This window comes from Aequorivita aquimaris (genome assembly GCF_001573155.1).
Lineage (GTDB): Bacteria > Bacteroidota > Bacteroidia > Flavobacteriales > Flavobacteriaceae > Aequorivita > Aequorivita aquimaris.
Genome location: NZ_JRWG01000002.1, coordinates 26277 through 50805 on the forward strand (window position 1 = coordinate 26277; position 24529 = coordinate 50805).

Annotated in this window: 13 protein-coding genes; all 13 read right to left on the reverse strand. The window is 39.9% G+C overall.

Going from position 1 to position 24529, the window contains the following annotated elements; translation table 11 throughout:
• Positions 1 to 20: 20 nt before the first annotated feature.
• Positions 21 to 7259, reverse strand: a complete 7239-nt coding sequence (sov, locus tag LS48_RS02925; RefSeq protein ID WP_062619847.1) for a T9SS outer membrane translocon Sov/SprA — start codon at positions 7257 to 7259, stop codon at positions 21 to 23.
• A 3-nt stretch (positions 7260 to 7262) separates the two neighbouring features.
• Complete coding sequence (ruvA, locus tag LS48_RS02930) at positions 7263 to 7844, reverse strand: Holliday junction branch migration protein RuvA (RefSeq protein WP_062619848.1); 582 nt, start codon at positions 7842 to 7844, stop codon at positions 7263 to 7265.
• An 87-nt stretch (positions 7845 to 7931) separates the two neighbouring features.
• Positions 7932 to 10235 carry an NADP-dependent malic enzyme gene (locus LS48_RS02935; protein ID WP_062619851.1) on the reverse strand — a complete coding sequence of 768 codons (2304 nt, stop codon included), beginning with the start codon at positions 10233 to 10235 and terminating at the stop codon, positions 7932 to 7934.
• A 118-nt stretch (positions 10236 to 10353) separates the two neighbouring features.
• Entirely contained in the window at positions 10354 to 11277 is a 924-nt protein-coding gene (gene queG / locus LS48_RS02940; protein ID WP_062619853.1) for a tRNA epoxyqueuosine(34) reductase QueG, read from the reverse strand.
• A 44-nt stretch (positions 11278 to 11321) separates the two neighbouring features.
• Positions 11322 to 12344 carry a Holliday junction branch migration DNA helicase RuvB gene (ruvB, locus tag LS48_RS02945; RefSeq protein WP_062619856.1) on the reverse strand — a complete coding sequence of 341 codons (1023 nt, stop codon included), beginning with the start codon at positions 12342 to 12344 and terminating at the stop codon, positions 11322 to 11324.
• Between the two features lie 233 nt (positions 12345 to 12577).
• Positions 12578 to 14407 carry a cytochrome c oxidase subunit I gene (locus tag LS48_RS02950; protein WP_062619858.1) on the reverse strand — a complete coding sequence of 610 codons (1830 nt, stop codon included), beginning with the start codon at positions 14405 to 14407 and terminating at the stop codon, positions 12578 to 12580.
• Positions 14408 to 14424: 17 nt separating this feature from the next.
• Positions 14425 to 15489: a cytochrome c oxidase subunit II gene (locus LS48_RS02955; protein ID WP_062619860.1), complete on the reverse strand. Its 1065-nt coding sequence runs from the start codon at positions 15487 to 15489 to the stop codon at positions 14425 to 14427.
• Between the two features lie 28 nt (positions 15490 to 15517).
• Positions 15518 to 16897 (reverse strand): hypothetical protein, encoded by a 1380-nt coding sequence (locus LS48_RS02960; RefSeq protein WP_062619862.1) that lies wholly within the window; start codon positions 16895 to 16897, stop codon positions 15518 to 15520.
• Positions 16898 to 16922: 25 nt separating this feature from the next.
• On the reverse strand, positions 16923 to 17582 hold the full coding sequence (locus tag LS48_RS02965; protein ID WP_062619865.1) for a c-type cytochrome: 660 nt from the start codon (positions 17580 to 17582) through the stop codon (positions 16923 to 16925).
• Between the two features lies 1 nt (position 17583).
• Positions 17584 to 18120: a DUF3341 domain-containing protein gene (locus LS48_RS02970; protein ID WP_062619866.1), complete on the reverse strand. Its 537-nt coding sequence runs from the start codon at positions 18118 to 18120 to the stop codon at positions 17584 to 17586.
• A gap of 2 nt (positions 18121 to 18122) precedes the next feature.
• Positions 18123 to 19922, reverse strand: a complete 1800-nt coding sequence (locus LS48_RS02975) for a helix-hairpin-helix domain-containing protein (protein WP_076692404.1) — start codon at positions 19920 to 19922, stop codon at positions 18123 to 18125.
• A gap of 35 nt (positions 19923 to 19957) precedes the next feature.
• A complete protein-coding gene (locus tag LS48_RS02980) occupies positions 19958 to 23023 on the reverse strand; it encodes a TAT-variant-translocated molybdopterin oxidoreductase (protein ID WP_062619867.1) in 3066 nt (1021 codons plus the stop codon).
• 32 nt (positions 23024 to 23055) lie between these two features.
• Positions 23056 to 24390, reverse strand: a complete 1335-nt coding sequence (locus LS48_RS02985; protein WP_062619871.1) for a c-type cytochrome — start codon at positions 24388 to 24390, stop codon at positions 23056 to 23058.
• Positions 24391 to 24529: the final 139 nt, after the last annotated feature.

A 24529-nucleotide genomic window follows, 5' to 3' on the forward strand; every position in this document is an offset into this window, starting at 1 on the left:
TAAATAAGTAAGTATTTTATTTAGTTTCCAAAGTTATATCTCAATGTAAAGCCACTTCTAATGGTTGTTTGTGGAAATGCAGTTGAAATAGCATATTTAGAGAATGTATGGTCATAATAGAAAAGGGCGGTCAAGTTTTTGCTCAAAGCATAGTCAATAGACAACTGTGCCCCATATATGGTTTGCCCTGCGGTAGTTTGGTTGTTTTGAATGTCCAGATACCTAATAATAGTAATGTTATCTCTTCGGGAAAGATCTACTTTAAAGTTCAAATCGCTTGTAATAACAGATTTTTTTCCTCCAAAATTGGTAGCAATACGAAGGTCTTTAATTCTATAACCAAGTCCTATAATGTATTCATTACCCTTTATCTCAGTCAGCAAGTTGTTTGCAAAGCTCAATGAAAGTGCACGATCCTTACGCATCTCAGCAAGTATTTTCACAGAATTGTTCATTTCAAAATCCACTCGCAGTAAAGGCGAAAATTGTTCGGTCAGGTTAACATTTGTAAGCAATGTTTTCACTTTAAAGTTTCCTGCTTGATCAACGGCTTCGGGATCGTTCGGGTCATAGTCCAAATTAGACTGGAATTGGTTTACAGTATATCCTGCACGGTATCCGTGGGTCAATGAAAAACGTTTGAAATTTTTCTTGAACCAAGGAATATTCATTAAACCGGTATATTTAATATCCCAGTTTGGAAGCGGAATATCTCTAAATATTCCTGTCTTTTCTTTTGAAGCGTTACTGCCTTTATATGCCGCAAGGAATGCCGGCAACAAAACATCTTGGCTGTTTCTTCCGAAACCTACAGGATAACCCAGCGAATCTCTCGGGATGGCTCCACCTTGGTAATAATCCTCTGCCAATCTGTTCGCGATAGTTAATCTATTGGTTCTGAAATCGTCAAAAGCAGCTGAACTATTTTCATCGCTAGCGCTGAAAGCAGTTTTTATTAAAACTGTTGAAATATTAAAGTTTCCGAAGGTATTCGGCGTCAAAGAATTATAAAGGTCGTTCTCTACAATATAGTTTTCGGAATAGTTTTCAGAATAAATTCTGCTTCCGTTTATATCAACGGTCAAATCGTTTATAGGCTCTAGATTGGCCTGAATGTCCATTTGACGGCTCTCTACTTCGGTATATTGCTCATTAAATTCTGGATAGAGAGTCAACCAACCTTTACGGGCCGCAAGCTCCCTAACGTCTGCTTGACTTCCGAAAACAAAGCCTGTGGTTGGCTTCAAAGTTCCTATAAATCCAATTGACGGCAAATATCCCGGAAGGTAGATACCATTATTTTCTTGATAGTTAAATTGTACCTTTTTAAGCATTGTGGCAAGACCAATTACCGTATTTATGGCCTTGTCGCCAGCATTCAAACCACCTTCCGGACTGGCAGCACCTCTTCCAAGTACGTTTGGCGTATTCGTCTTTCCGTTTGAAAGGGTACTGTTCTTTTCTTCCTCCAGTTTGCTTTCTCTACTAGCCTTGCCTTCACCGCCACTTGATGATTTTTCATCTCCTGCACCACCACTACCATCGCCGGCAGATTTTCGGGGCTTGCTTTTCTTAATTTTAGTAAGGCCTATGTAACGGTAAAAACCATTCATATCTAAACTAGAATTAATTTGATGCGTACTTGCGTTTTGGATCGAATTACCCAAGTTGTACACATTTCGGCTTCCGTCACTCAACTCAATTTCAATTTCATTAAATTGATTACTTCCACGCTGCCATTGGTAATCACCGGTATAGGAATACGTTGCTCTAAGGAATTTTAGGAAAGGAAACTTGCTGAAAGGCAAGTCATAATTTAGTTGTAATGACTGGAAATGCTGATTTGGGTTACCCACATCAAAGAAACCATCCCAAATTCCGATATCATTATTTATCAAACCATTATCATCCAAATAATTGTTAACTATCATATTATTTGAAGAGGTGAAATTGAAACGCAATGATTTGGTTAAATTATGGTTGATGGTGTATTGCCAATCAAACAGATAATTACGCTGATAAAGAGTAGGCAAGCCTATGTTGCCGGGCAATAAATTTATTTCCCTAAACTTTTGCTCGTTGTATTGTCGGGTAATATTTGAACTTACTGAAATATTCGTCGGCAAATAATTGAAGTTGAAATCTTTCAGGAATCTCCAGTATTGTCCTGTAAACAATGAATCATTCTTCTTAAAGGGCTCCACTGGTTTCGCCGTAAAGTTGTAATTATAGGTAGCACCAACCCGAACGTTTTGCTCAACAGCATCTTCCACTTCAAAATCGTGATGGTCTGTTTGATTGTAAGAGAAGGAGCCTGTAAAATTCTCAATATCATATACCTGAGGTTTTCCATCTCCGGTTCTCTCTTTACGCACACCGATAAAGTTTACACTCTGGCGCTTTGTATAATCTACGGCCTGCTCCTTAATTCTATCTTTTTCCGCTTCATCTTCTGTGTTGTCGAGTCTGGTATCAAGTTCAATATCCTGGAATTCCGGATCGTATTGTGGCGTTATCAGTTCCTCGGAGCGTCCATAATTAAACGGCAATTGAATCCCCCATTTCTTCGGAAGCAATTGTCCCAAGTTTACGTTAGTAACTACATCATATTGTTGAAGATCTTCACGGCTTCGCTGGTTTGGTCCTTGCTCAATAGAGCCGAAGCCAACTGTACTTCTTTTTCCTGTGGCGCTAACAGTGGCAAAATCTGCAAGGTTAGCATCCATACTCACAACGGCGGCCCAGCCTCCCTCATTTTTAAGCTCAGACATTCTAAGCTCGTTAAACCAAACTTCGCCACATAACTCGCTTGTATTTCCAGGTTTGTTCCTAACCCCAAGCATAATCGTTCTAACGTTTCCAAAACTTGGATTCCCTTTAATCCCAATTATTAACTCATTCTCACCACCGGATATACCACCTTCAAGTTCTGATTGTGTATAATAAACAACTTCGGTTGAGTTTAATGGAGTTCTGGTTTTTACTTGTTGCAATAGTTCTAACGGAAGATTCAGTCTGTTTGCGACTGGCCAAATTTCCTCAGCATTTGTTGCTCCAAAATTGGTGGGGTTTAATGGAATTTGAACTTCATAATAGTTGTTTGTAAGGTCATTACCCAAACGCATGAAGGCTACCAATTGCCCATCACTTAGCGCCGTTTCATTCTGCAATGATTCTGCGTGAATGAACATTTCCAGATTTTTGTACTGGCGCATATCTACATTAAAGTTTTTATAGACTGCACGCCCATCATTTGGCTCCAAGCCGCATACACGTAGGGCTAATGATTGCTCATTTTCGCGTATAATATTATTATTGTTATTCAATTCCTCACGAACAAGCCCTGGGGGAAGTCTATAAGGAATTGGCTCTCGGTTTTCGTTTTCTTCAATACTTACAGCTTCAACTTCAAACAGGGTATTGTCATTTGAAGGATCTTCAAGGGTTACATCATCCAAAGTTTTTTGGAATTTTCTATAATCGCCTCGAACCAATTCCATGGTACCAAAACGCAAAACGGTGTTTTGCGAGAATTGTGAAAGGAACATTCTCATAAAACGAATAGATCTATAATCTGAAATGCCATTAATTGCCTGATCTGGTTCGCTTATTGGAACTTTGAACTGTACCCAGCGCACTGGGATTACATCATTATTTTGTGTAGTTACCTCCAGTTCTTTAACATCTGTGATAAACTCATTATTTTCACGGCTCATTCCCGGATAAACTGGTACGTTATATTCAAAATAACTATCAATCGTGTTCATGGTGTTGTCACGATTTATATCCTCAACGTCGGGTTGGGCCGTATTTCCACGGTTGTTGTTTGTAACTTCAACCGGAGAGTTTCCTTGGGTTCCGTTGTATTTTAGGTAACGGTCCAGAATATTTCCTTCAGCTTGAAGAAAGTATTGGTAGTCATCATTTGCGGGGTCTGGCAAGCCTCCAAAAGCCCCATACTCGGCTGCTTCTCCAGCATTGTCCAAACCATCTAAACCAATATCCTGGTTTGTACGTTGTTGTCCTTCAGTATCAAAAGTATAAACTAATGATTGGTTGGTAGGCACTTTACCCCAAGCTGTAGCAGTTGTATTAGCATTACCGCCATCTTCAGGCAATCCGTTTTCGTACTGTTTTCTTCCATCTTTTAATACATCTTCTGAAATGCTTCCCAAGTTAAAGTTGATATTTCCTCCTGGGTTGCCACTATTTTCATCATAAATGAATGGGTCCATCACCCAGAACTGTATGTATTCAACATTCGATTGTTCAAAATCGGTAGTTGTAAGCTGTCTCATAATACCGCCGAATCTATCTTCGGGGTTTGGCAAATCATTTGTTCCAGCAGCTTCGGGGTTGTAGTTATATTCTCCTCTTGTAGATGGGTAATATGCAAGATCCAGTGTGAATAAAGCTTGGGTTTGTCCCTGAATAATATCTTGGTTAGGGAAAATTTCATCCCTAAAAACACGACGCGTAAATGGTGAAGAAAGATCTTCATCATTTATACCTTCTGGGCGCTGGCTGCTATAGAAAATAGGATCGATAGTGTACCAAGCGAGTTTTGCACGGTTGTAATTATAACCTAAATTGTCATTTCCCAACTCACCACCATACCCAACTGGAGTACTTGACAAGAACCAACTGGAGGGCGAACTTATATCGTTTCCTGTTTGTGAGGCTTCAAAATCATCAACATATACAGTTGTTTTACCATCAAAATCTGAAACTTTTGGAGCCCCTGGTTTTAAATATGCAAACTCTCCACGTAAAGAAACATTTGATTCCACATCGGTATCAATGTTTGGAAGTTTGTTTACCAATCGGGTTAGGAAGGGCACTTCGGTTGAATAATTTAAATTTATTCCATAGATGGTGTTGTTAATTGGCTCAACCCCATATGATGATTTTTGGGTGAGTGGGCGCTCGTTAAGGTTTAAATAGGTTGCACCTATCAAAAATTTATCGCTGAACTTATGCTCTACATTTAAGCCTGTAAATCGTTTACTTTGCTGCCCAAAAAGTGAGTTATTTTCTGTACTAACCGAAATTGGAATATTACTATTCAATAGTGAAGGGTCTAAAATCTGAACTCTTCCCAATTGATAGTTTACGGTATAATCCACACCTTCTACCAAGGTTCTTCCACCAGCAGTAACCGTAACGGAGCCTTGCGGAATATTGAACGCGCCAATGGGAATACCATCAGCACCTGTAGATTTATAACTTCCTTTTAACTGAAATTTATTCTTTTCGCTCTCTAGCTGCTCAGCCTGGGTTTTAGTTCCTGTATAAAGTGTTCTAAAAACGTATTTGGACTGATTTGGATTATAGGTTTCAGGCATTGAATAAGTAGCCGAGGTACTTGGCAAATCCAGCTTTTCAAATAAATGTTCCCCAAAAGGTTCAACCGTTGTAAAAATAATCCTACCATTTTGTGCATCTACGGTAATCCCCGGCAGAAAATCAAAGAAACCATCGCCCCCCTGTTGTGGATCATTATTGAAGTTCAATCTGTCAAGGTTGAAAACCCTCAAGAGAATTTCGTCCTTTACATCTGGAGGAAGTTCAGCACCGGCTTCAGTTAAATAGTTTAAAGGAGATGGATCGGTATAAAGAATATTAAGTTTGAAGTCTTCCTTTTCAAGTTGATAAGCCCCAATAGGATAGATGTTTTTCATCATCAAGTCCCAAATAGGCTCATTTACGTTAGTTATGCTACTCTTCAAAAGTTTTACTACAAGGTTTTGGGCAAGGCCAGTTTCCTCTACAGGTGGATTTGTGCCTCCAGTTCCTGGAAGAGTACCTCCATTTGCCTCAACTCCATCATTTGAAAATTCTCCTACTTGATAAACTTTTCCGTTAACGGTAAATTGGTATGAAACAGCTAAAACCTCATCATTTGTTAAACGCTGGTTCAAAGAGATGTAACCCAATTGCGAGTTTAAGGAATATTCGCCCGGATCCAATCTTCTTGCGTTTTCCAGTGTAACATAGTCTACACCTTCACTTACTTGAACTCCCGTAAAACCTTGACGTACGGTCGCAACATCACGAATTAGTGGATTGAGTAAAGTGGGTTCTCCTCCATTGATACCGAACGGATTAAAAAGGTTGTTCGTGTTGTCCGGATAAGCATTCCTTCCAGCTCGAATAAAGCCTCCCGGAGGTGTGTTCAATCCAACGTTCAATGGATCCGATTCGCCTATATCCTGCAATGCCACAATATTTCGAACGTTTTCGGTTCTACTCGTTCTATTGGTAATCCATACCTCCATACGGGTAATCTGAACATTGCTGTTTATGAAAGGATATTGTTCCAGGGCACGATCATAATTATCCCTGAAATAATGTGATAAAAAGAAGTGACGATTATCGTCATAATCCAATGCGAAAAGTTCAAAATCCGTAATAGTCGCGCCACCTTCAGCGGTAACGGTACGGGTTTCAGATTTTTGTTCAGAGAAAACTCCCGTAATGGTTGTTTTTCCAAATTGAAGTTGTGTTTTAACCCCGAAAAGGCTTTGCGCTCCTTGAATCAAGGAACTATTCAGCGGCATACTCACATTACCCACCTCAATTTTTTGAATTATGTCGTCTTCCGTTGGGGTGTATTCCAACTTAATCTGGTTTTGGAAATCGAAGGTGCTTTCAGTATCGTAATTAGCCGTAACCTGAAGCCTGGTTCCCACTTTAGCCAAAAGGCTTAAGCTAATACGCTGGTCAAAATCAAAGGAGAAATTGCTTCGGTTTCGTGGTGAATATTGCGGGTTGTCCTGTTTTGTATACAATAGCCCAAGATCCATCTCGACGGAACCTTGTGGAATAACTTCAATTGTATTTCCGCCAAAAATGGATTCAAAGAAATTTGAATTCACATAAAAAGTGGGCAATAGGTTTTTTTGCTGTTCTTCGGAACCTTCCTTTCTACCGTCTGCTGCATCAATTTTTTCTTTGAAGTAAGCTCTCATCTGCTCCTCTTGAATAAGGCGCTGATACTCTTGAGGGGTAAGAATTATAGGATAGGTAATATTAAAACTACCCAAGGTTTGGGTATAAATATATCTATCGGTTATGGGGTCGTAGGTATAAAGATCCTGAATACTGACGGGAGTGGGTAAATCCATTCTCCCCATTTCACTCCCTACGGCCGTTGTGTCGGGATCCTGTGCCAGCGAAACATTGCTGAACAATATGAAACTTAAAATTGTTAAAAGCTTGAAAAAGCCACCCTTGTAAACGTAATTTTTTGCCTTCAAATTCTACAAATTTTTTAAAGCTTGTTTAATGATCATTTCTACCGAAGCCTGGGGATTTTCCTTCACAATGGCATCCACCACTTTTTCAGACTGTTTGCGAACAAAGCCCAACGTCTCCAAAGCAGATAACGCTTCATTTTTGTTAGTATTGCTTGTTCCGGTAGAAATAGACGACAAACCGTACACTTTTAAAATCTTATCTTTTAAATCCAAAACCACACGTTGCGCAGTCTTGGCTCCTATTCCTTTTACTGATTGTATTGTTGCTATGTCGTTCTGGGCAATGGCATCCAGCACTTGTTCCGGCGCCAGAGACGACAACATTGTTCTAGCGGTGCTTGCACCAACTCCAGAGACACTAATTAACAACCTAAAAATTTCTCGTTCCGCCACACCGGAAAAACCGTACAGTGTATGGGCATCGTCCCGAATAAGCAAATGGGTAAACAACTTAACATTTTCACTAGTGGGGAGTTCGGAAAATGTGTGCAAGGAAATATTGATAAAGTACCCTACTCCATTGCAATCTATCACTACGTCGGTCGGGTTTTTTTCAACCAGTCTGCCCTGTATATGGGTTATCATGTGTTAACGAAAACTTAAAGGCTCAAATATAGTATAATTATTTGCAACAGCCATTGGGGTTTTTGTGAAAATATTAGTGTTAACAAACTATGTATTTACTTGCTTTTCTGCCGCCGCTGCGCGTTTTTCCTTTTGTTGGGCATCCACTACGGCTACTGCTGCCATATTTACCATTTCTTCCACACTGGCACCCAGTTGTAAAATGTGAACGGGCTTGCGCATTCCCAGCATAATTGGGCCGATGGACTCCACACCGTTAAGTTCTTTCAATAATTTATAGTTGCTGTTTGCTGAATCCAAATTTGGGAAAATAAGAGCGTTAACTTTCTTGCCTGCTAATTTTGAAAATGGAAATTTTTTCTGAAGCATTTCTGGGTTCAATGCAAAATCGGTTTGCAGTTCGCCATCAACTATCATATCTGGATTACTCTTATGTAACAACTCCACAGCCTCACGCACCTTTGAAGCATGCGGATCTTTGGAAGAACCGAAATTGGCATATGAAATCATCGCAATAACGGGCTGCAGTCCAAACATTTTCATGGTATAGTTGGTCATTTGTGCAATCTTGGCAAGTTCTTTCGCAGTTGGATCAATGTTTATTGAGGTATCAGAAATAAACAAAGGACCGCGTTTAGTAAGCATCACATTTGTGGTAGCCACTTTTGTAACGCCTTCAAATCTTCCGACGGTTTCAAACACGGGAACTACAACGGACGGATACGAACGTGCATACCCTGAAATCATACAGTCCACATCGCCTTCGCTTAACATCATTCCCGCAAAATAATTCCGTTCGCGAATCAGCTTTTCGGCAGTGTAAAGTGATATGCCATTTCTTCTGCGTTTTTCCCAAAGCTTTTGGGAATAATATTTAAGTTTATCAGCGTTTTCATCACTTTTTGGATCGATAATTTCCAAATCTGCATCAAAATCTATCTGCTCCATCAGTTCAAGAATAATATCTTTTCTTCCCAAAAGTACGGGAATGCCAATCCCTTCTTCAAAAACAATTTGCGCCGCCTTTAAAACGTCCAAATGATCTGCTTCGGCAAAGACAATACGTTTTGGGCTCAGTTTTGCCCTGTTCATTAACAGACGAATTATTTTATTATCGCTACCCATCCGTTCGTAAAGTTCATCCTGATATTTTTCCCAATCGGTAATTTCAGTAGTGGCAACACCGCTTTCCATAGCCGCTTTCGCCACGGCTGGTGGCACGGTGGCAATTAAGCGCGGATCGAAAGGTTTTGGAATAATATAATCTTTTCCAAAAGTAAGCTTGGTCTCGCCATAGGCAATATTCACTTGTTCCGGCACCGGTTCTTTTGCTAGGTCTGCCAACGCCTTTACAGCAGCCATTTTCATGGCTTCGTTGATTTTTGTAGCACGAACATCCAACGCCCCACGGAAAATAAAAGGAAAACCAAGTACATTGTTTACTTGATTGGGATGGTCGCTTCTACCCGTGGCCATGATGATGTCCTTCCTAGTTTTAATGGCTAAATCGTATTCAATTTCAGGATCGGGGTTGGCCATTGCAAAAACAATAGGATTGGGAGCCATGCTTTCCAGCATTTTTGGGGTAACAATATCTTTAACTGAAAGCCCAACAAACACATCGGCATTTTTCATTGCTTCATCGAGGGTATCAATTTTTCTATACGATGCAAACTCTGCCTTTTCATCAGAGAGACTTTCGCGATCTTTACGGATAACGCCTTTACTGTCCAGCATTACGATGTTTTCACTTTTGGCGCCGAATGCCATGTAAAGCCGAGTACACGAAACTGCCGCTGCCCCTGCCCCGCTGATAACAATTTTAACCTCTGCAATATTTTTATCTGTAAGTTCTAAAGCATTTAGCAAAGCCGCAGCCGAAATTATTGCCGTGCCGTGTTGATCGTCGTGCATTACGGGAATGTCCAACTCTTCCTTTAGTCTTTTTTCAATTTCAAAAGCTTCGGGTGCTTTTATGTCTTCAAGGTTTATCCCACCGAAGGTTGGCGCAATATTTTTTACTGTGGCAACAAATTCATCGATGTTTTCAGTGTCTATTTCTATATCAAAAACGTCAATGTCGGCAAATATTTTAAAGAGCAGTCCTTTGCCTTCCATTACTGGTTTGGAGGCTTCGGGACCGATGTTACCCAAACCCAGCACTGCCGTTCCGTTTGAGATTACAGCAACAAGATTGCCTTTGTTAGTGTATTTATAAACGTTATTTTTTTCCTTTTCAATTTCAAGGCAAGGTTCTGCAACTCCCGGCGAATAGGCCAACGAAAGATCCCGCTGAGTGGAATAGTTTTTTGTGGGAACTACTTGAATTTTCCCAGGCTTCGGCTTTGCGTGGTATAATAGGGCTTCTCTACGTCTGCTCTGTTTGCTCATATTTTGGTCTATTGATACTGTGGATATTTATAATTCTACGAATTATTATACTAATGTATAATTGTAAAGACTAACTTACAAAGTTATGATGTTAGTTGAAATGGCGAAAGTTTGTAGGTTAATCTTTCAAAAAGTTGATATTACGTTTTAAACCCAAAAACTTGGTGCGCTTTACGGCGCTTTTTTTAAATAATTTTTGAAAAACGTCTTCCGTAATTTCTTCCCAATCTTTTTTGGTCATCGATAACAGTTCCGGATGCGGGTTAAAAAGCGGCTCATTGTTCGGTTTGCTGAAACGGTTCCAGGGACAAACGTCTTGGCAAATATCGCAACCGAACATCCAATCTTCAAATTTTCCTTTTTCGGATGTGGGTATTTCATTCTTCAATTCAATGGTATAATAAGAAATACATTTGCTGCCGTCCACAACTCTATCTGCAACAATTGCGTTTGTTGGGCAGGCATCAATACAGGCCGTACAACTTCCGCAGTGGTCGGTTACGGGTGTGTCGTACTCTAAATCCAGATCAATGATCAATTCGGCAATAAAATAAAAGCTGCCCAATTGTTTGGTGAGCAAATTGCTATGCTTCCCAATCCAGCCCAAACCGCTTTTTGCGGCCCAAGCTTTATCTAAAACTGGCGCAGAATCAACAAAGGCGCGACCACGGACTTCGCCTATTTCTTCTGAAATAAAATCCATCAACTGTTTTAGTTTATCTTTTATAATGAAATGATAATCGGTGCCGTAAGCGTATTTTGAAATTTTATAGGTGTTTTCAACTTGCGCTTCGGAAGGAAAATAATTCAGCAACAACGAAATAACGCTTTTGGAATCGGGAACCAAAATTGTGGGATCCAGCCTTTTATCGAAGTGGTTTTCCATATAGGCCATTTCACCGTGCATATTCTTGTTGAGCCAATTTTCCAATCGGGGTGCTTCCTCTTCCAAAAATTCAGCCTTGCTGATTCCACATGACAAAAAACCGAGGCGCTTAGCTTTGGATTTTATTTTGGCTGTATTTTTAGATTTGTCATTCACCGTTAAAAGTTGCTGGAATCGAGAAGTTCTACCGCGAAATAGCGTTAAAAAAGACCGCCCTGGGTTGGACCTTTCAGTTTGCCGAGGTGTTTATAGGCGGCTTCGGTAACTTCACGGCCGCGTGGCGTTCGCATAATAAAGCCTTGCTGGATTAAAAAAGGTTCGTAAACTTCTTCAATGGTTTCAGTACTTTCTGAGACTGCAGTGGCAATAGTTGTGATTCCTACCGGACCGCCTTTAAATTTTTCGATGATGGTTGAAAGGATTTTGTTGTCCATTTCATCCAATCCATGCGCATCCACATGTAAAGCGTCCAATCCAAATTTTGCAATTTCAACATCTATCTTACCATTTCCCTTTATCTGAGCAAAATCACGGATTCTTCGTAAAAGGGCGTTGGCAATACGGGGTGTGCCGCGGCTTCTACCTGCAATTTCTATAGCGGCTTCCATAGTTATGGGCACTTGTAGAATTCCCGCACTTCGTTGTAAAATAGTGGTAAGCAATTCGGTGGTATAGTATTGTAATCTCGAAGAAATTCCGAACCGGGCACGCATAGGCGCAGTTAGCAAACCCGAACGAGTAGTTGCACCAATAAGTGTGAACGGATTTAGATTGATTTGAACCGAGCGCGCATTTGGACCCGATTCAATCATAATATCAATTTTATAATCTTCCATTGCGGAGTAGAGGTATTCTTCAACAATGGGGCTTAAGCGGTGGATTTCATCAATAAAGAGCACATCGCGCTCTTCCAAATTAGTCAATAATCCCGCAAGATCTCCGGGCTTGTCCAAAACGGGTCCCGATGTTACACGTATGTTTACGTCCAACTCATTTGCAAGAATATAGGCAAGTGTAGTTTTTCCCAATCCCGGGGGGCCGTGAAAAAGCGTATGGTCTAAGGCTTCACTGCGCAAGTTGGCGGCCTGGACAAAAATTTGAAGATTTTCCAAAGCCTGATCCTGCCCGGTAAAGTCCTCAAAGCTAAGGGGGCGCAATTTCTTTTCAATATCAAGTTCCTGCGGTGATAGATTTTCTCCGGTGGGATCGAGGTGTTCGTTCATAACACAAATATAGTAATCCTTTAGAAGACGCTTGAAAAAACAAAGCCATACTTTTCAGTATGGCTTTTGAAATAAACAGTAGATTCCTCACTTCCTACATATTATTAACTCAATAGTGTAAAGATACGGCAAAAGCTTTAAAAAAATAATACGTAGTACTACGCATTCTATACGTAGAAAGAAAAAGCCTTTTCAATGTTGAAAAGGCCTTTTAAAAATTTTTATTGTAAAGATTAATGGTCTAATTCATCTTCGTTATCCTGCAGCGGAACGTTTTGAGGAATAAAATCCTGACCAGCAATTACATAATCGGTTTCATCTTTATTGAGTTTACTGTAGTCATAAGCCCAACGATATACATGTGGAATAGGACCATCCCAGTTTCCGTGTATGTGTTTTACCTCTGCAGTCCATTCCAAGGTAGTTGCATTCCAAGGGTTTTTTGGACCTTTTTTACCATAGAAAATTGAATGGAAAAAGTTATACAAGAATACAACTTGAACAGAGATGGTTATAATCGCAAAGATTGTCATTACCACGTTAATGTCTGCCAAATCATCAAAATAAGGGAAAGCTGTATTGCTATAATACCTACGGGGCAAACCTGCCATACCCACAAAGTGCATTGGGAAGAAAATTCCATATGCTCCAATTGAAGTGACCCAGAAGTGGATGTAGCCTAATTTCTTGCTCATCATTCTGCCCTCAAACATTTTTGGGAACCAATGATAAACACCGGCAAGCAAACCATAAAGTGCAGAGATACCCATTACCAAGTGGAAGTGAGCAACTACAAAGTATGTATCGTGAACATTAATGTCCAGCGCGCTATCTCCAAGGATAATGCCCGTTAAACCACCTGTGATAAAGGTAGAAACGAATGCTATGGAGAACAGCATTGCCGTATTCATCTGAAGGTTTCCTTTCCATAGGGTCGTAATCCAGTTAAAAGCTTTTACCGCAGAAGGAATCGCAATCAAAAGTGTGGTAAATGTAAATACAGAACCAAGGAATGGATTCATTCCCGAAATAAACATATGGTGCCCCCAAACGATTGTTGAAAGAAATGCAATAGCGAGAATAGATGCCACCATCGCTCGATATCCGAAAATAGGTTTTCGGGAATTTGTTGCCATTACTTCAGATACTATCCCCATCGCCGGAAGAATTACAATATAAACCTCTGGGTGACCAAGGAACCAAAATAAGTGCTCGAATAATACTGGAGAACCACCTTGATGGTGTAAAACTTCACCAGCAATATAAATATCAGAAAGGAAGAAAGAAGTACCAAAACTTCTATCCATAATTAGCATTAATGCTGCTGAAAATAATACTGGGAAAGACACCACCCCAATAATTGCAGTTACAAAAAATGCCCAAATCGTCAAAGGAAGACGGGTCATGGACATACCCTTTGTTCGCATATTAATTACGGTAACTATATAATTTAATGAACCCAATAATGACGAAGCAATGAAAATCGCAATAGAGGTTAACCAAAGTGTCATCCCTGCGCCTGAACCGGGAATGGATTGCGGCAAAGCACTCAATGGAGGATAAATAGTCCAACCTGCAGAAGCTGGCCCAGCCTCTACAAAAAGTGAAAATAACATTACGACACTAGAAAGGAAAAACAACCAATAAGATACCATATTCAGGAAACCAGAGGCCATATCGCGAGCTCCAATTTGCAAAGGAATTAATAAGTTGCTAAACGTTCCGCTCAAACCTGCCGTCAAAACAAAGAAAACCATAATAGTTCCGTGAATGGTAACCAATGCCAAGTAAACGCTTGGATCCATTACTCCATCTGTACCCCATTTGCCCAAAAATATTTCGAAAATGGTGAATTTATGGTCTGGCCATGCCAATTGCAATCTGAACAACAATGACATCAATATACCAATAACCCCCATAAACAAACCTGTAATAAGGTATTGTTTAGAAATCATTTTATGGTCTTGGCTAAAGATATATTTAGTTATAAATGTTTCTTTATGATGATGCCCGTGATCGTCGTGATGATCTTCTACTCCGTGGACCTGTGCGTGTGCTGACATATCTATTTAAGCTAATATTATTTACTTTTGAGTTGTTCTCCCAGTGTAGGTTGTTCGGCTAACCAGGCTTTATAATCTTCTTCAGATTCTACTACAATCTTCATCTGCATATTATAATGGCTTATACCACAAATTTTATTACACAAAAGAATATAGTCAAATTCATAAGTTTCCAAAGGCTCTTCCCCTGCCGCGGTAAGTGCGACACTTTTATTTTTTCGAATTTCATTAATTCGTGCAACCTTATCAACTATCTTATCGTTTTGCCTCATCTCTGCCGTAGTGATTGTTGGGGTAAAGGCAAATTGAGTTATCATGCCCGGAACACAGTTCATCTGTGCTCTAAAGTGTGGCATATATGCTGAGTGAAGTACGTCTTGTGAGCGCATTTTAAACAATACTTTTCTACCTACAGGCAAATGAAGTTCGGTTACTATTTTATCATCTTGTGCATTAGGATCTGCGGGATCTACTCCAAGTTGGTTAACACCCTCTATTAAACGTACATTAGCTTCTCCAAGTGTATTATCATTGCCTCCATAACGTGCTTTCCAGTTAAATTGTTGAGCATATAATTCAACAATCAATGGATCGTCATCTTTATCTACATTCATAATATCTGTCCAGGTAAAGAGACCATAGATAATAAGACCGGCAAGTACTATTACGGGAATGATGGTCCAGATAAATTCCAATTTATCATTATCTGCATAGAAGGTTGCTCTTTTTGCCTTGTTACCTCTATAGATAAACGCGAAATAGTGAAGTAGCCACTGTGTAAGTATACCAACCAGAAAAATGATGACCATAGAGATCAGCATCAAATTGTCTATTTTGGCACCGTGCTCAGATCCTGAATCTGGAAGTAGTACATCTCCCCAAAGCCAAAAGGTAAGTATGGTCAAAATATAGATAAAAGCCAGAAAGCCCATCATCAGGTATCCCTGTGTGTTATTGTCTTTATCCGAAGCAATTTCGGAATTAACAGAAGGCTTTCCTTGCGCCAATTGAAATATTCTGCTCATTTGCCAAACAGAAATTCCAAAAAGAATAATTACTAATACAACTAAAAATGCGGTCATCTTACAATATCTTCTTTAAACTAATTGATTAAAAATGGTAGTTTTCACTTTCTTTAATAAACGGATCATTTTTCGGTCTTAGGGAAACTTTGCCAAGACCCGTGCCTACAACAAAAATGAAAAGCCCCATAAAGAACAATAATGCTGCAATCTCTGGAATACCAAAATACCAGTTGTGCCCAACTGTTGAAGGCATCACTAAAAGGAATATATCAACATAGTGACCTACCAAAATAAATACAGCAGCAATAACTACAAACCAAGGCACTCTCTTGTAATCGCTATTCATCAATACAAGAATTGGGAATACAAAATTAAGAATAAGCATTCCGAAAAACAACAGTTTGTATTCTTGTATTCTGATGATGAAATATGTTACTTCCTCGGGAATGTTGGCATACCAAATAAGCATAAATTGGCTGAACCATAAATAGGTCCAGAAAATACTGAAAGCAAACATATATTTTGCCAAATCGTGTAGGTGTTTATCGCTTACAAAGGGAATCAATCCGCGGCTCTTTAAATAAATTGTCACCAAAGCAATTACAGTTATTGCTGAAACAAACATGCTTGCAAAAACATACCAAGGAAACAAAGTACTGTACCAGTGTGGCGTCATAGACATAAACCAGTCCCAAGACATTGTTGCTTCCGTTACTATGAAAAATATAAGGAAGAACACCGATAACTTAAAGTTTTTTCTGTACGGATCATAGTTATTGGCATCTGCCTGAGCCAATGAATTTTTCCTAGAAAAATGACGGTATAGGTTCCAACCCAAAAGATAAATTACGGCACGAATTACAAAGAAAGGAAAATTAAGGTATCCTGATTTACCCTGTAAAATTTTATCCCCAGCGACAAGTTCTTCATTTTGCCATGGGAAGAAGTGAGTTCCTGCAAAGACAACTATTAAAAATACAATAATAGAACCGGGCAACAAGTATGTTGTAATACCCTCCATTATTCTATATAACACTGGAGACCATCCTGCTTGTGATGCATATTGAATTGCATAAAACACCAATACTCCAAGTGCAATCATCAAAAAGAAAAATGCTGCAACAAATGTTGCTGACCAAGGTCTTGTTTGTAACTGGTGCAACACATGTTCTTCGTGAGAAGCTGATCCATGGCCTTCTGGTTTTAGATCAGTGGCATGTTCCATAGCAGCTTCAGAATAGCCTTCTTCACCGCGAGCAACATCTACAAAGTTTGCTGTATGTTCTTCTTCACCGTGAGCTTCAACAGCGTGCTCCCCACCGTGGTGAGCATCCTGTTCAGCCATTATTTCTTTAACATCTTCTATAGTTTTTGGTGCAGTAAGAAAACCATAGGTTATTCCTGCAAGCCCAAGAACCATAATAATGATAGAAAACAGTTTTAATTTACTAGGTAGCGTGTACATATCTTTAGCTATTCTCTTTAATTTCTTACTTTTTTTCTACTTCGGAGGCAGTAACAGCTTCCATATTTTTTTCTTTCAAAACTTTTATTGAATCCTGAGCAGCTTTTGTGGTTTCCAGGATTCCAGGTTCACCATTTAAAGCAGCTTTTAAATTCATAACATGCATTGCTATTTGCCAGCGTTCTTTTTCGCTTACTTGTGAAGCGTATGAACCCATTGCGTTTAAACCGTAGGTTTGAACATGATATATACCTCCCATCACAATATTACGTCCTGCATCAGCATAGCTTGGAATTCCTAGAAACTTTTCCCGTTTCACCAAAATTCCCTGTCCGTCTCCAGTGTCTCCATGGCATACTGCGCAATATAGCGTATATAGTTGCGCTCCAGTAGCCAGGTTCTCCTCTGTTACTTCATATGGGCTATTCAACTCCGCTTTTGCACGTTCCAAACCTGCTGTGCTATTTTCATAATCGTAAGGCGTATAACCGCGCGGCACAGTATTATCTGGTGGAACCATTGCTTCCTGTTCATCTGGAAATACGGAATATGCACCATAAGTTTCATAACTCACCGGTTCGTACATATTGGGAAAGTACTGATAGTTCGGTTTTTTATCGTTAAAACAAGAAACCATAGTTGCTGAGGCAAAAATGGCAATTCCTATGTTTGTTAATGTTTTCATATTAATGGTCTTGCTCGTTTTCAATTAGACTAATTTCCGACGCACCCGTGTCATATAAAAACTTTGTAAGTTTTTCTACATCGTGGTTTTCGGCATCAACTTCCATTAAGAAATGATCATCTGTGGTACGTAAATCTGGATTTTCAGCTTTTTTGAATGGCCAAAGTTTACTTCTCATATAAAATGTTATAACCATTAAGTGAGCAGCAAAAAATACGGTAAGCTCAAACATTACAGGAATAAAAGCTGGCATGTTCTGATAGAAAGTAAAGCTTGGTTTACCCCCTATGTTTTGTGGCCAGTCTTCAATCATTATATAGTTCAGCATCAACACCGCAACGCTTAAACCTGTAAGCCCATATAAAAAGGAAGTTATTGCAATTCTCGTAGGCGCTAATCCCACAGCGTGGTCTAGACCGTGAACTGGAAAAGGCGTAAAAACTTCAGAAATATGATAGTTTGCAGCACGTGTTTGCTTAACTGCTTGCATCAATAGATCGTCATCAGTATAAATAGCGTGTATCTTTTTTGAAGCCATAATTAGTTTTTATTTTTTAGAATTAGTGCCTGTCCTGCCCAATCATCACGCTTGGCTCTTCCAGGGAATTCACTAATTATCTCGTCCAATAAATCGTATTCGCGGTCCGTCATCCGGCTTACTTGCTCGAAAGTAAAAATACCCAATTGATGAAGTTTTTGCTCCATCACAGGGCCAACTCCGCTTATCTTTTTAAGATCGTCTTGTGTTTGGGTTGCGGGATCAAATGTGCCGATACCGCTAAGCAGGTTATCAATTTTGCCTCTATTGGCTTCATAATCTACTTGGTTGTTTTCTGTTTCTTCATCAAGGTCATTAAATGAAGAATCAAAATTTTTATCTTCAACGTTGGCTGAAGGTCCTGCATCGGCAGGATAAGGTTCTACAGTTTGCACGTGGCTGTGATCATCACCGTGTACAGCACGCAATTTCTTAAATGATTCACCAGAAGATTTCAAAATTGTTTTTACTTCAGCCTGAGCAATCACTGGGAAAGTTCGGGCGTACAGTAGGAAAAGAACAAAGAAGAATCCAATGGTTCCCATAAATGTTCCGATATCTACAAATGTAGGTTGAAACATCGTCCATGATGAGGTCAATCTGTCTTTACTCAAATCAATAACAATAATGTCAAAACGCTCAAACCACATACCGATGTTAATAATCAATGCAACAATGAACGTCCAAACAATATTTCTTCTTAATTTCTTTACCCAAAGCGTTAGCGGCACAATAAGGTTACAGATTATAAGTGCCCAGAATGCCCACCAATATGGTCCAGTTGCGGCACCAAAAGATAAATAGGCGTAATTTTCATAAGGAACTCCAGAATACCAAGCAATAAAATATTCTATAATATATGCTGTGGTTACAATTCCACCAGTAAGTAAGATTACCTTGTTCATATACTCAATATGAAGAATTGTAATATAAGCTTCAAGGTTTGATACTTTACGCATAATAATCAAAAGTGTCTGCACCATTGCAAAACCTGAAAATATTGCTCCAGCAACAAAGTAAGGCGGATAGATGGTACTGTGCCATCCGGGAACTACCGAAGTAGCAAAGTCAAAAGATACAATTGTATGTACCGAAAGTACCAGCGGCGTGGCCAAACCTGCCAAAACAAGTGATACTTCTTCAAAACGTTGCCAGTCTTTTACACGGCCACTCCATCCAAAACTAAGGATGCCATATATTTTTTTCTGAAATGGGCTTGTAGTCCTGTCGCGGATCATAGCAAAATCAGGAAGCAATCCTGTCCACCAGAATACAAGTGATACCGAAAGATACGTTGAAATAGCAAATACGTCCCAAAGCAACGGTGAGTTGAAGTTTACCCAAAGTGACCCAAATTGGTTTGGAATAGGAAGTACCCAATACGCCAACCATGGTCGACCCATGTGAATAATAGGGAATAAACCTGCTTGTACTACCGCAAAAATGGTCATCGCTTCTGCAGAGCGGTTAACAGCCATTCTCCATTTTTGACGGAAAAGTAGTAATACCGCCGAAATAAGTGTTCCAGCATGACCAATACCTACCCACCAAACAAAGTTTGTGATATCCCAAGCCCAACCAATGGTTTTGTTCAATCCCCAGACCCCAATTCCGGTTGAGACTGTATAAATAATACAACCCAATCCCCATAAAAATGCTATCAAGGCAATGGTAAAAACAATCCACCAAGATTTATTGGCCTTTCCCAGAACGGGCGCCCCAACATCTACACTGATGTCATGATAGGACTTCTCTCCCAGAACCAACGGCTCTCTAATAGGTGCTTCGTAGTGTGACGACATATTTAATTCTTAAATAATTGGTTTTTTATTAATTTTTATGCTTCTGAAGTGTTTTTGACAATTGCCTGATAGAAAACATTTGGCTTTGTACCTACATTTTCTAAGAGGTGGTACATGCGGTCATTTCCTTTAAGTTTTAATACTTCAGAATCTTTATCATTTACATCCCCAAATACCATGGCGCCGGTTTCACAAGCGTTGGAACAAGCTGTTTGGAACTCACCGTCTTTCACAGGTCTTCCGTCACGTTTTGCATCGAGTATAGTTTTTTGGGTCATTTGGATACAAAGCGAACATTTTTCCATAACTCCTCGAGAACGAACGTTCACATCTGGGTTAAGAACCATGCGCCCTAGATCGTTATTCATATTGTAATCAAACTCATCGTTCTCAGCATATAAGAACCAGTTGAATCGACGAACCTTATATGGACAGTTGTTCGCACAATAGCGCGTACCCACACAACGGTTGTATGCCATTTGATTCTGCCCTTGACGACCATGTGATGTTGCCGCAACTGGACAAACGGTTTCACATGGGGCGTGATTACAGTGCTGGCACATTACAGGTTGAAATGCCACCTGTGGATTCTCATAAGCAGGAACTTCAACTACCTTATAGGTATCGAATGCAGGTAGGTTTTCAAGGGTTTCAATTTCTTCTTTGAAAGTTTCTCCAGCAGAATAATATCTATCAATACGCAACCAGTGCATATCGCGGAATTTTCTCACTTCTTCTTTACCCACCACGGGAACATTGTTTTCAGCGTGACAAGCAATAACACAGGCACCACATCCGGTACAGGCATTCAAATCGATGGAAAGATTAAAGTGATGGCCCACCGTATCCTCAAAGGGGCTCCAAATATCAGCTTTTTTATCACGGACCGAAATAGGACTGTGATCGTAATCCGTCACGGGAATGGAATTCCACAGCGATTTATCCTTTGTATTGAAAATTTCAAGGGTGGTTTCCTTGATAATATCCTCACTACGTCCGGCCATGGTGCTTTGCAGCTGTACACAAGCAAACTCGTGCATACCGCTAGCCTTTTCAATAGTTACTTTTTGAATATTGGAGAAGTTCTGATATAAAGGATAAGCGTTTACACCTGTTTGCATCTCCTCTTGAATTGCAGCTTTTTTACCATAACCTAAAGCCAAACCAACAGAGCCTTTGGCTTGTCCTGGCTGAATAATTACAGGAACGTTTTCTACTACAACATTGCCAAGTTTAATATTTACATAGCTACCGTTTAAAGCCCCATTGGAAACATGTTCATTAACAAGATCTAAAGCTTCTGCGTCTGCAGCAGAAACAGTAAGATAATTGTCCCAAGACGCTCTTGTAATTGGATCTGGCAATTCCTGCAACCAAGGGTTGTTTGCTTGTTGACCATCTCCTAACCCAATTGAAGTATAGAGAGTAAGGTCATACCCCCCTTCTTGCGAAAGGAATGATAGTGCACCGTTTGAAGTACTCTCTTCTATTACACCAGCTCCTTCTGTAGCGACATTTGCTTGCTCCATTGTCATTTCAGCATCACTGGCAACAAACCCATCGTGAAGTGCTTGGCTCCAAGAACCCCCTGCTAAAACAGAGCTAGTCCAAGTTTCTTTTAAGTATTCGTAATAATTTTGTGTATTACCGGTCCACTGCAAAATACTATCTTGAAATTGTCGTGTATTGAACAATGGACGGATAGTTGGTTGAGTAAGACTATAAGTTCCTTTTTTAATTTGTGCATCACCCCAAGACTCTAAATAATGTGGCGTTGCGGCAACCATTTTTGCTAAAGAGGCAGTTGCATCTTGCTTCATAGCAAATGCAAGGCTCATTTCTAACTTTTGGTAACCTTCTGCAAATTCTGTTGCGTTTGGCAATGAATAAACAGGATCAACCCCTACAGTGATTAAACCTTTGATGCTTCCGGAAATTACGCCATTCACCACACTCATTACTTCGCTATTGCTTGCCTGTCTGGTAAGCAATGGCTTGTTTATATCTATTGCTTCACTATTAGCATTAAAATTTAAAGCTAGTGTTTGAGATGCAACGTCTGGTAAATTTGTAACCAACAAAGCTTTGCTTCCCGCTTTCTGGAGTTGTGCTTTAGCCTTAGCAACTGCATCTGCAATATTTGCGGGCAAGCCTGAAGCACTTCCACCGGTCAATGCTTTTAAAATTTCTACTTGTTGAGAAGGTGTGGCAGGCACGCGTTTGTCAGCTTTTCCACCAGTAAGTGTCAAGTTAGCCTCAAACTGAATATGGCGCGACATTTTTCCGTTTTTCGGAATACGCCCTTGCGCATAGCCTTTACTATAGCTTCCACCCTGCCAATCTCCTAAGAAATCTGCCCCAACGGAAACAATCACTTCAGCTTTTGAAAAATCGTAATCTGGCAGCGCTCTGGTTCCGTATTTATTCTGAAAAGCATCCAAAGCTCCTGAACAAGAAACTGCATCATAAACAATGTGACGTATATTTGGATATTTGGCAGTGAATTCAGAAATTAATTTTGAAGTTGAAGGACTGGCGAAAGTTTGTGTAAGCAACACAATGTCTTTGCCTGCCATTTCGTTCATTTTCTGAGCAACAGCTGTATCAAATTCTGGCCATGTAACAGCAGCACCATCTAGCATTGGCCCTGTCAATCTGTTTTTATCGTACAATGAAAGTACCGAAGCATGCACTCTTGCATTTGCGCTTCCTCCATTTACTGCTAAATCATTTCTTTCAATCTTGATGGGACGTCCTTCGCGAGTTTTCACCAAAACATTGGCAAAATCAAAGCCATCGGCCATTGTAGAAGCATAATAATTTGCCACTCCCGGAACAATTTCATCGGGCTGAACTACGTACGGGATAGATTTAACTACAGGACCTTCACAAGCCGCCAGAGTTGCAGCTGCTGTAGTAAAACCTACATACTTTAAAAAATCACGACGCGTAGTTGAAGAAGATTCCAATGCTTTCTTATCGCCAAGAAACTCGTCTGTAGGTATTTCGGTTACAAACTCATTGTCCTGTAGCGCCTTCACAATTGTGCTGTCTTCTTTCAGCTCTTCAACACTTTTCCAGTATTTCTTGTTTGATGCCATATTGCTATCTGTAATTTTCCTTTAAAATTTTATTAATAATGACATTTTCCGCATTCCAATCCACCCATTTCAGCGATTGTTAGTTTCTCAACACCATATTTCTTGGAAAGCTCTTCGTGTATCTTGGCATAATATTCATTGGTCGCCAAGTTTACATTAGTTTCTCGGTGACAATTAATACACCATCCCATTGTGAGTGGCGCAAATTGTTCAACAATTTCCATTTCTTGAATTTCTCCGTGACAGGTCTGGCAAGCAATGCCGGCCACTGTTACGTGCTGCGAGTGATTAAAATATGCGAAATCTGGCAAATTATGGATACGAACCCATTTAACAGGCTCTGTCTTACCTGTATACTTTTGCTCAGCAGGATCCCAACCTACGGCCTTATACAGCTTTGCAATCTCGCCATCGTAGAATTCTTTTGAATACTCTTCCGTAGCTGTTTCCGGGGCAACTTCTGAAATATTTTTGTGACAGTTCATACAAACGTTCAAGGAAGGAATTCCCGAATGTTTACTTTTTCTTGCGGAACTGTGGCAGAAATTACAATCTATCTGATTATCGCCTGCGTGAATTTTATGTGAATAGTGTATAGGCTGAACCGGAGCATATCCTTGGTCTACGCCTACTTGCATCATATAGCCATATGCGAAATACCCTGCGGAAAGCAATAGGAATATTGAAAAGACCAACACTAAAAATTGGTTTTGAACAAAAGCCTTCCAAATCGGGGTACGTTTTTCTTTTTCTTCATATACCACCCCATTTGCCTCAGCAATTCTTTTCAATGTATTGGTAACCAAGAACAGCATAATAACCAGTAACAAGAAAATAAGTGCTAGAGCAGCAATTATTATTGAATTAGATACAGAACCCCCGTCATTACCAGCATTTGAAGTTGCTGTTTCACCTCCTGCTACAGCCACGGGTTCAGCTTTTGGCTGATCGGTATAGGCAAGAATATTGTCAATATCTGTTTCAGATAGCGCAGGGAACGCGGTCATTACAGCTTTATTATTTTCTTCAAAAAGTTTTACCGCCTGAGCATCTCCAGCGGCAATAAGAGCCTGGCTATTTTGGATCCATTTGTAAAGCCAGTCTCGATCAAACTTTTCACCAACACCTCTAAGCGCCGGGCCAACTGCTTTTTTATCCAATTTATGGCAAGCAGCACAATTGGCTTTAAACAAAGCCTCGCCTGCGGCAGCATCACCACCAGCACCAGCAGCAACATCCGCAGAAGCTTCAGTTGGAGTCTCAGCAGGAGCATCCTGGGAATATAGAGTAGTTGAAAAAGTTAGTAAAAACACTAACAAAAGAAGTGCAAATTTTGAGCGTAGATGTATAAAATTCACCTTTTTCATCTGTTGATTATATAGTTTTTTATTGATCAGATGGAATTTGCAAAAAAGTTATTTCGGCTGGTTTCGAAACTTCTTATTGTGCCCATTTCATACTAATGATTAAATTACGGTCGATGGTTTGGTACAGAAATAGTTAGGA

Coding starts and splice junctions, on each gene's coding strand:
- LS48_RS02985 (WP_062619871.1), bottom strand. CDS start 24,390: ATGAAAAAGGTGAATTTTATACATCTACGCTCAAAATTTGCACTTCTT.
- LS48_RS02965 (WP_062619865.1), bottom strand. CDS start 17,582: ATGAAAACATTAACAAACATAGGAATTGCCATTTTTGCCTCAGCAACT.
- LS48_RS02970 (WP_062619866.1), bottom strand. CDS start 18,120: ATGGCTTCAAAAAAGATACACGCTATTTATACTGATGACGATCTATTG.
- ruvA (WP_062619848.1), bottom strand. CDS start 7,844: ATGATAACCCATATACAGGGCAGACTGGTTGAAAAAAACCCGACCGAC.
- LS48_RS02960 (WP_062619862.1), bottom strand. CDS start 16,897: ATGTACACGCTACCTAGTAAATTAAAACTGTTTTCTATCATTATTATG.
- LS48_RS02955 (WP_062619860.1), bottom strand. CDS start 15,489: ATGACCGCATTTTTAGTTGTATTAGTAATTATTCTTTTTGGAATTTCT.
- LS48_RS02935 (WP_062619851.1), bottom strand. CDS start 10,235: ATGAGCAAACAGAGCAGACGTAGAGAAGCCCTATTATACCACGCAAAG.
- LS48_RS02975 (WP_076692404.1), bottom strand. CDS start 19,922: ATGTCGTCACACTACGAAGCACCTATTAGAGAGCCGTTGGTTCTGGGA.
- ruvB (WP_062619856.1), bottom strand. CDS start 12,344: ATGAACGAACACCTCGATCCCACCGGAGAAAATCTATCACCGCAGGAA.
- LS48_RS02950 (WP_062619858.1), bottom strand. CDS start 14,407: ATGTCAGCACACGCACAGGTCCACGGAGTAGAAGATCATCACGACGAT.
- LS48_RS02980 (WP_062619867.1), bottom strand. CDS start 23,023: ATGGCATCAAACAAGAAATACTGGAAAAGTGTTGAAGAGCTGAAAGAA.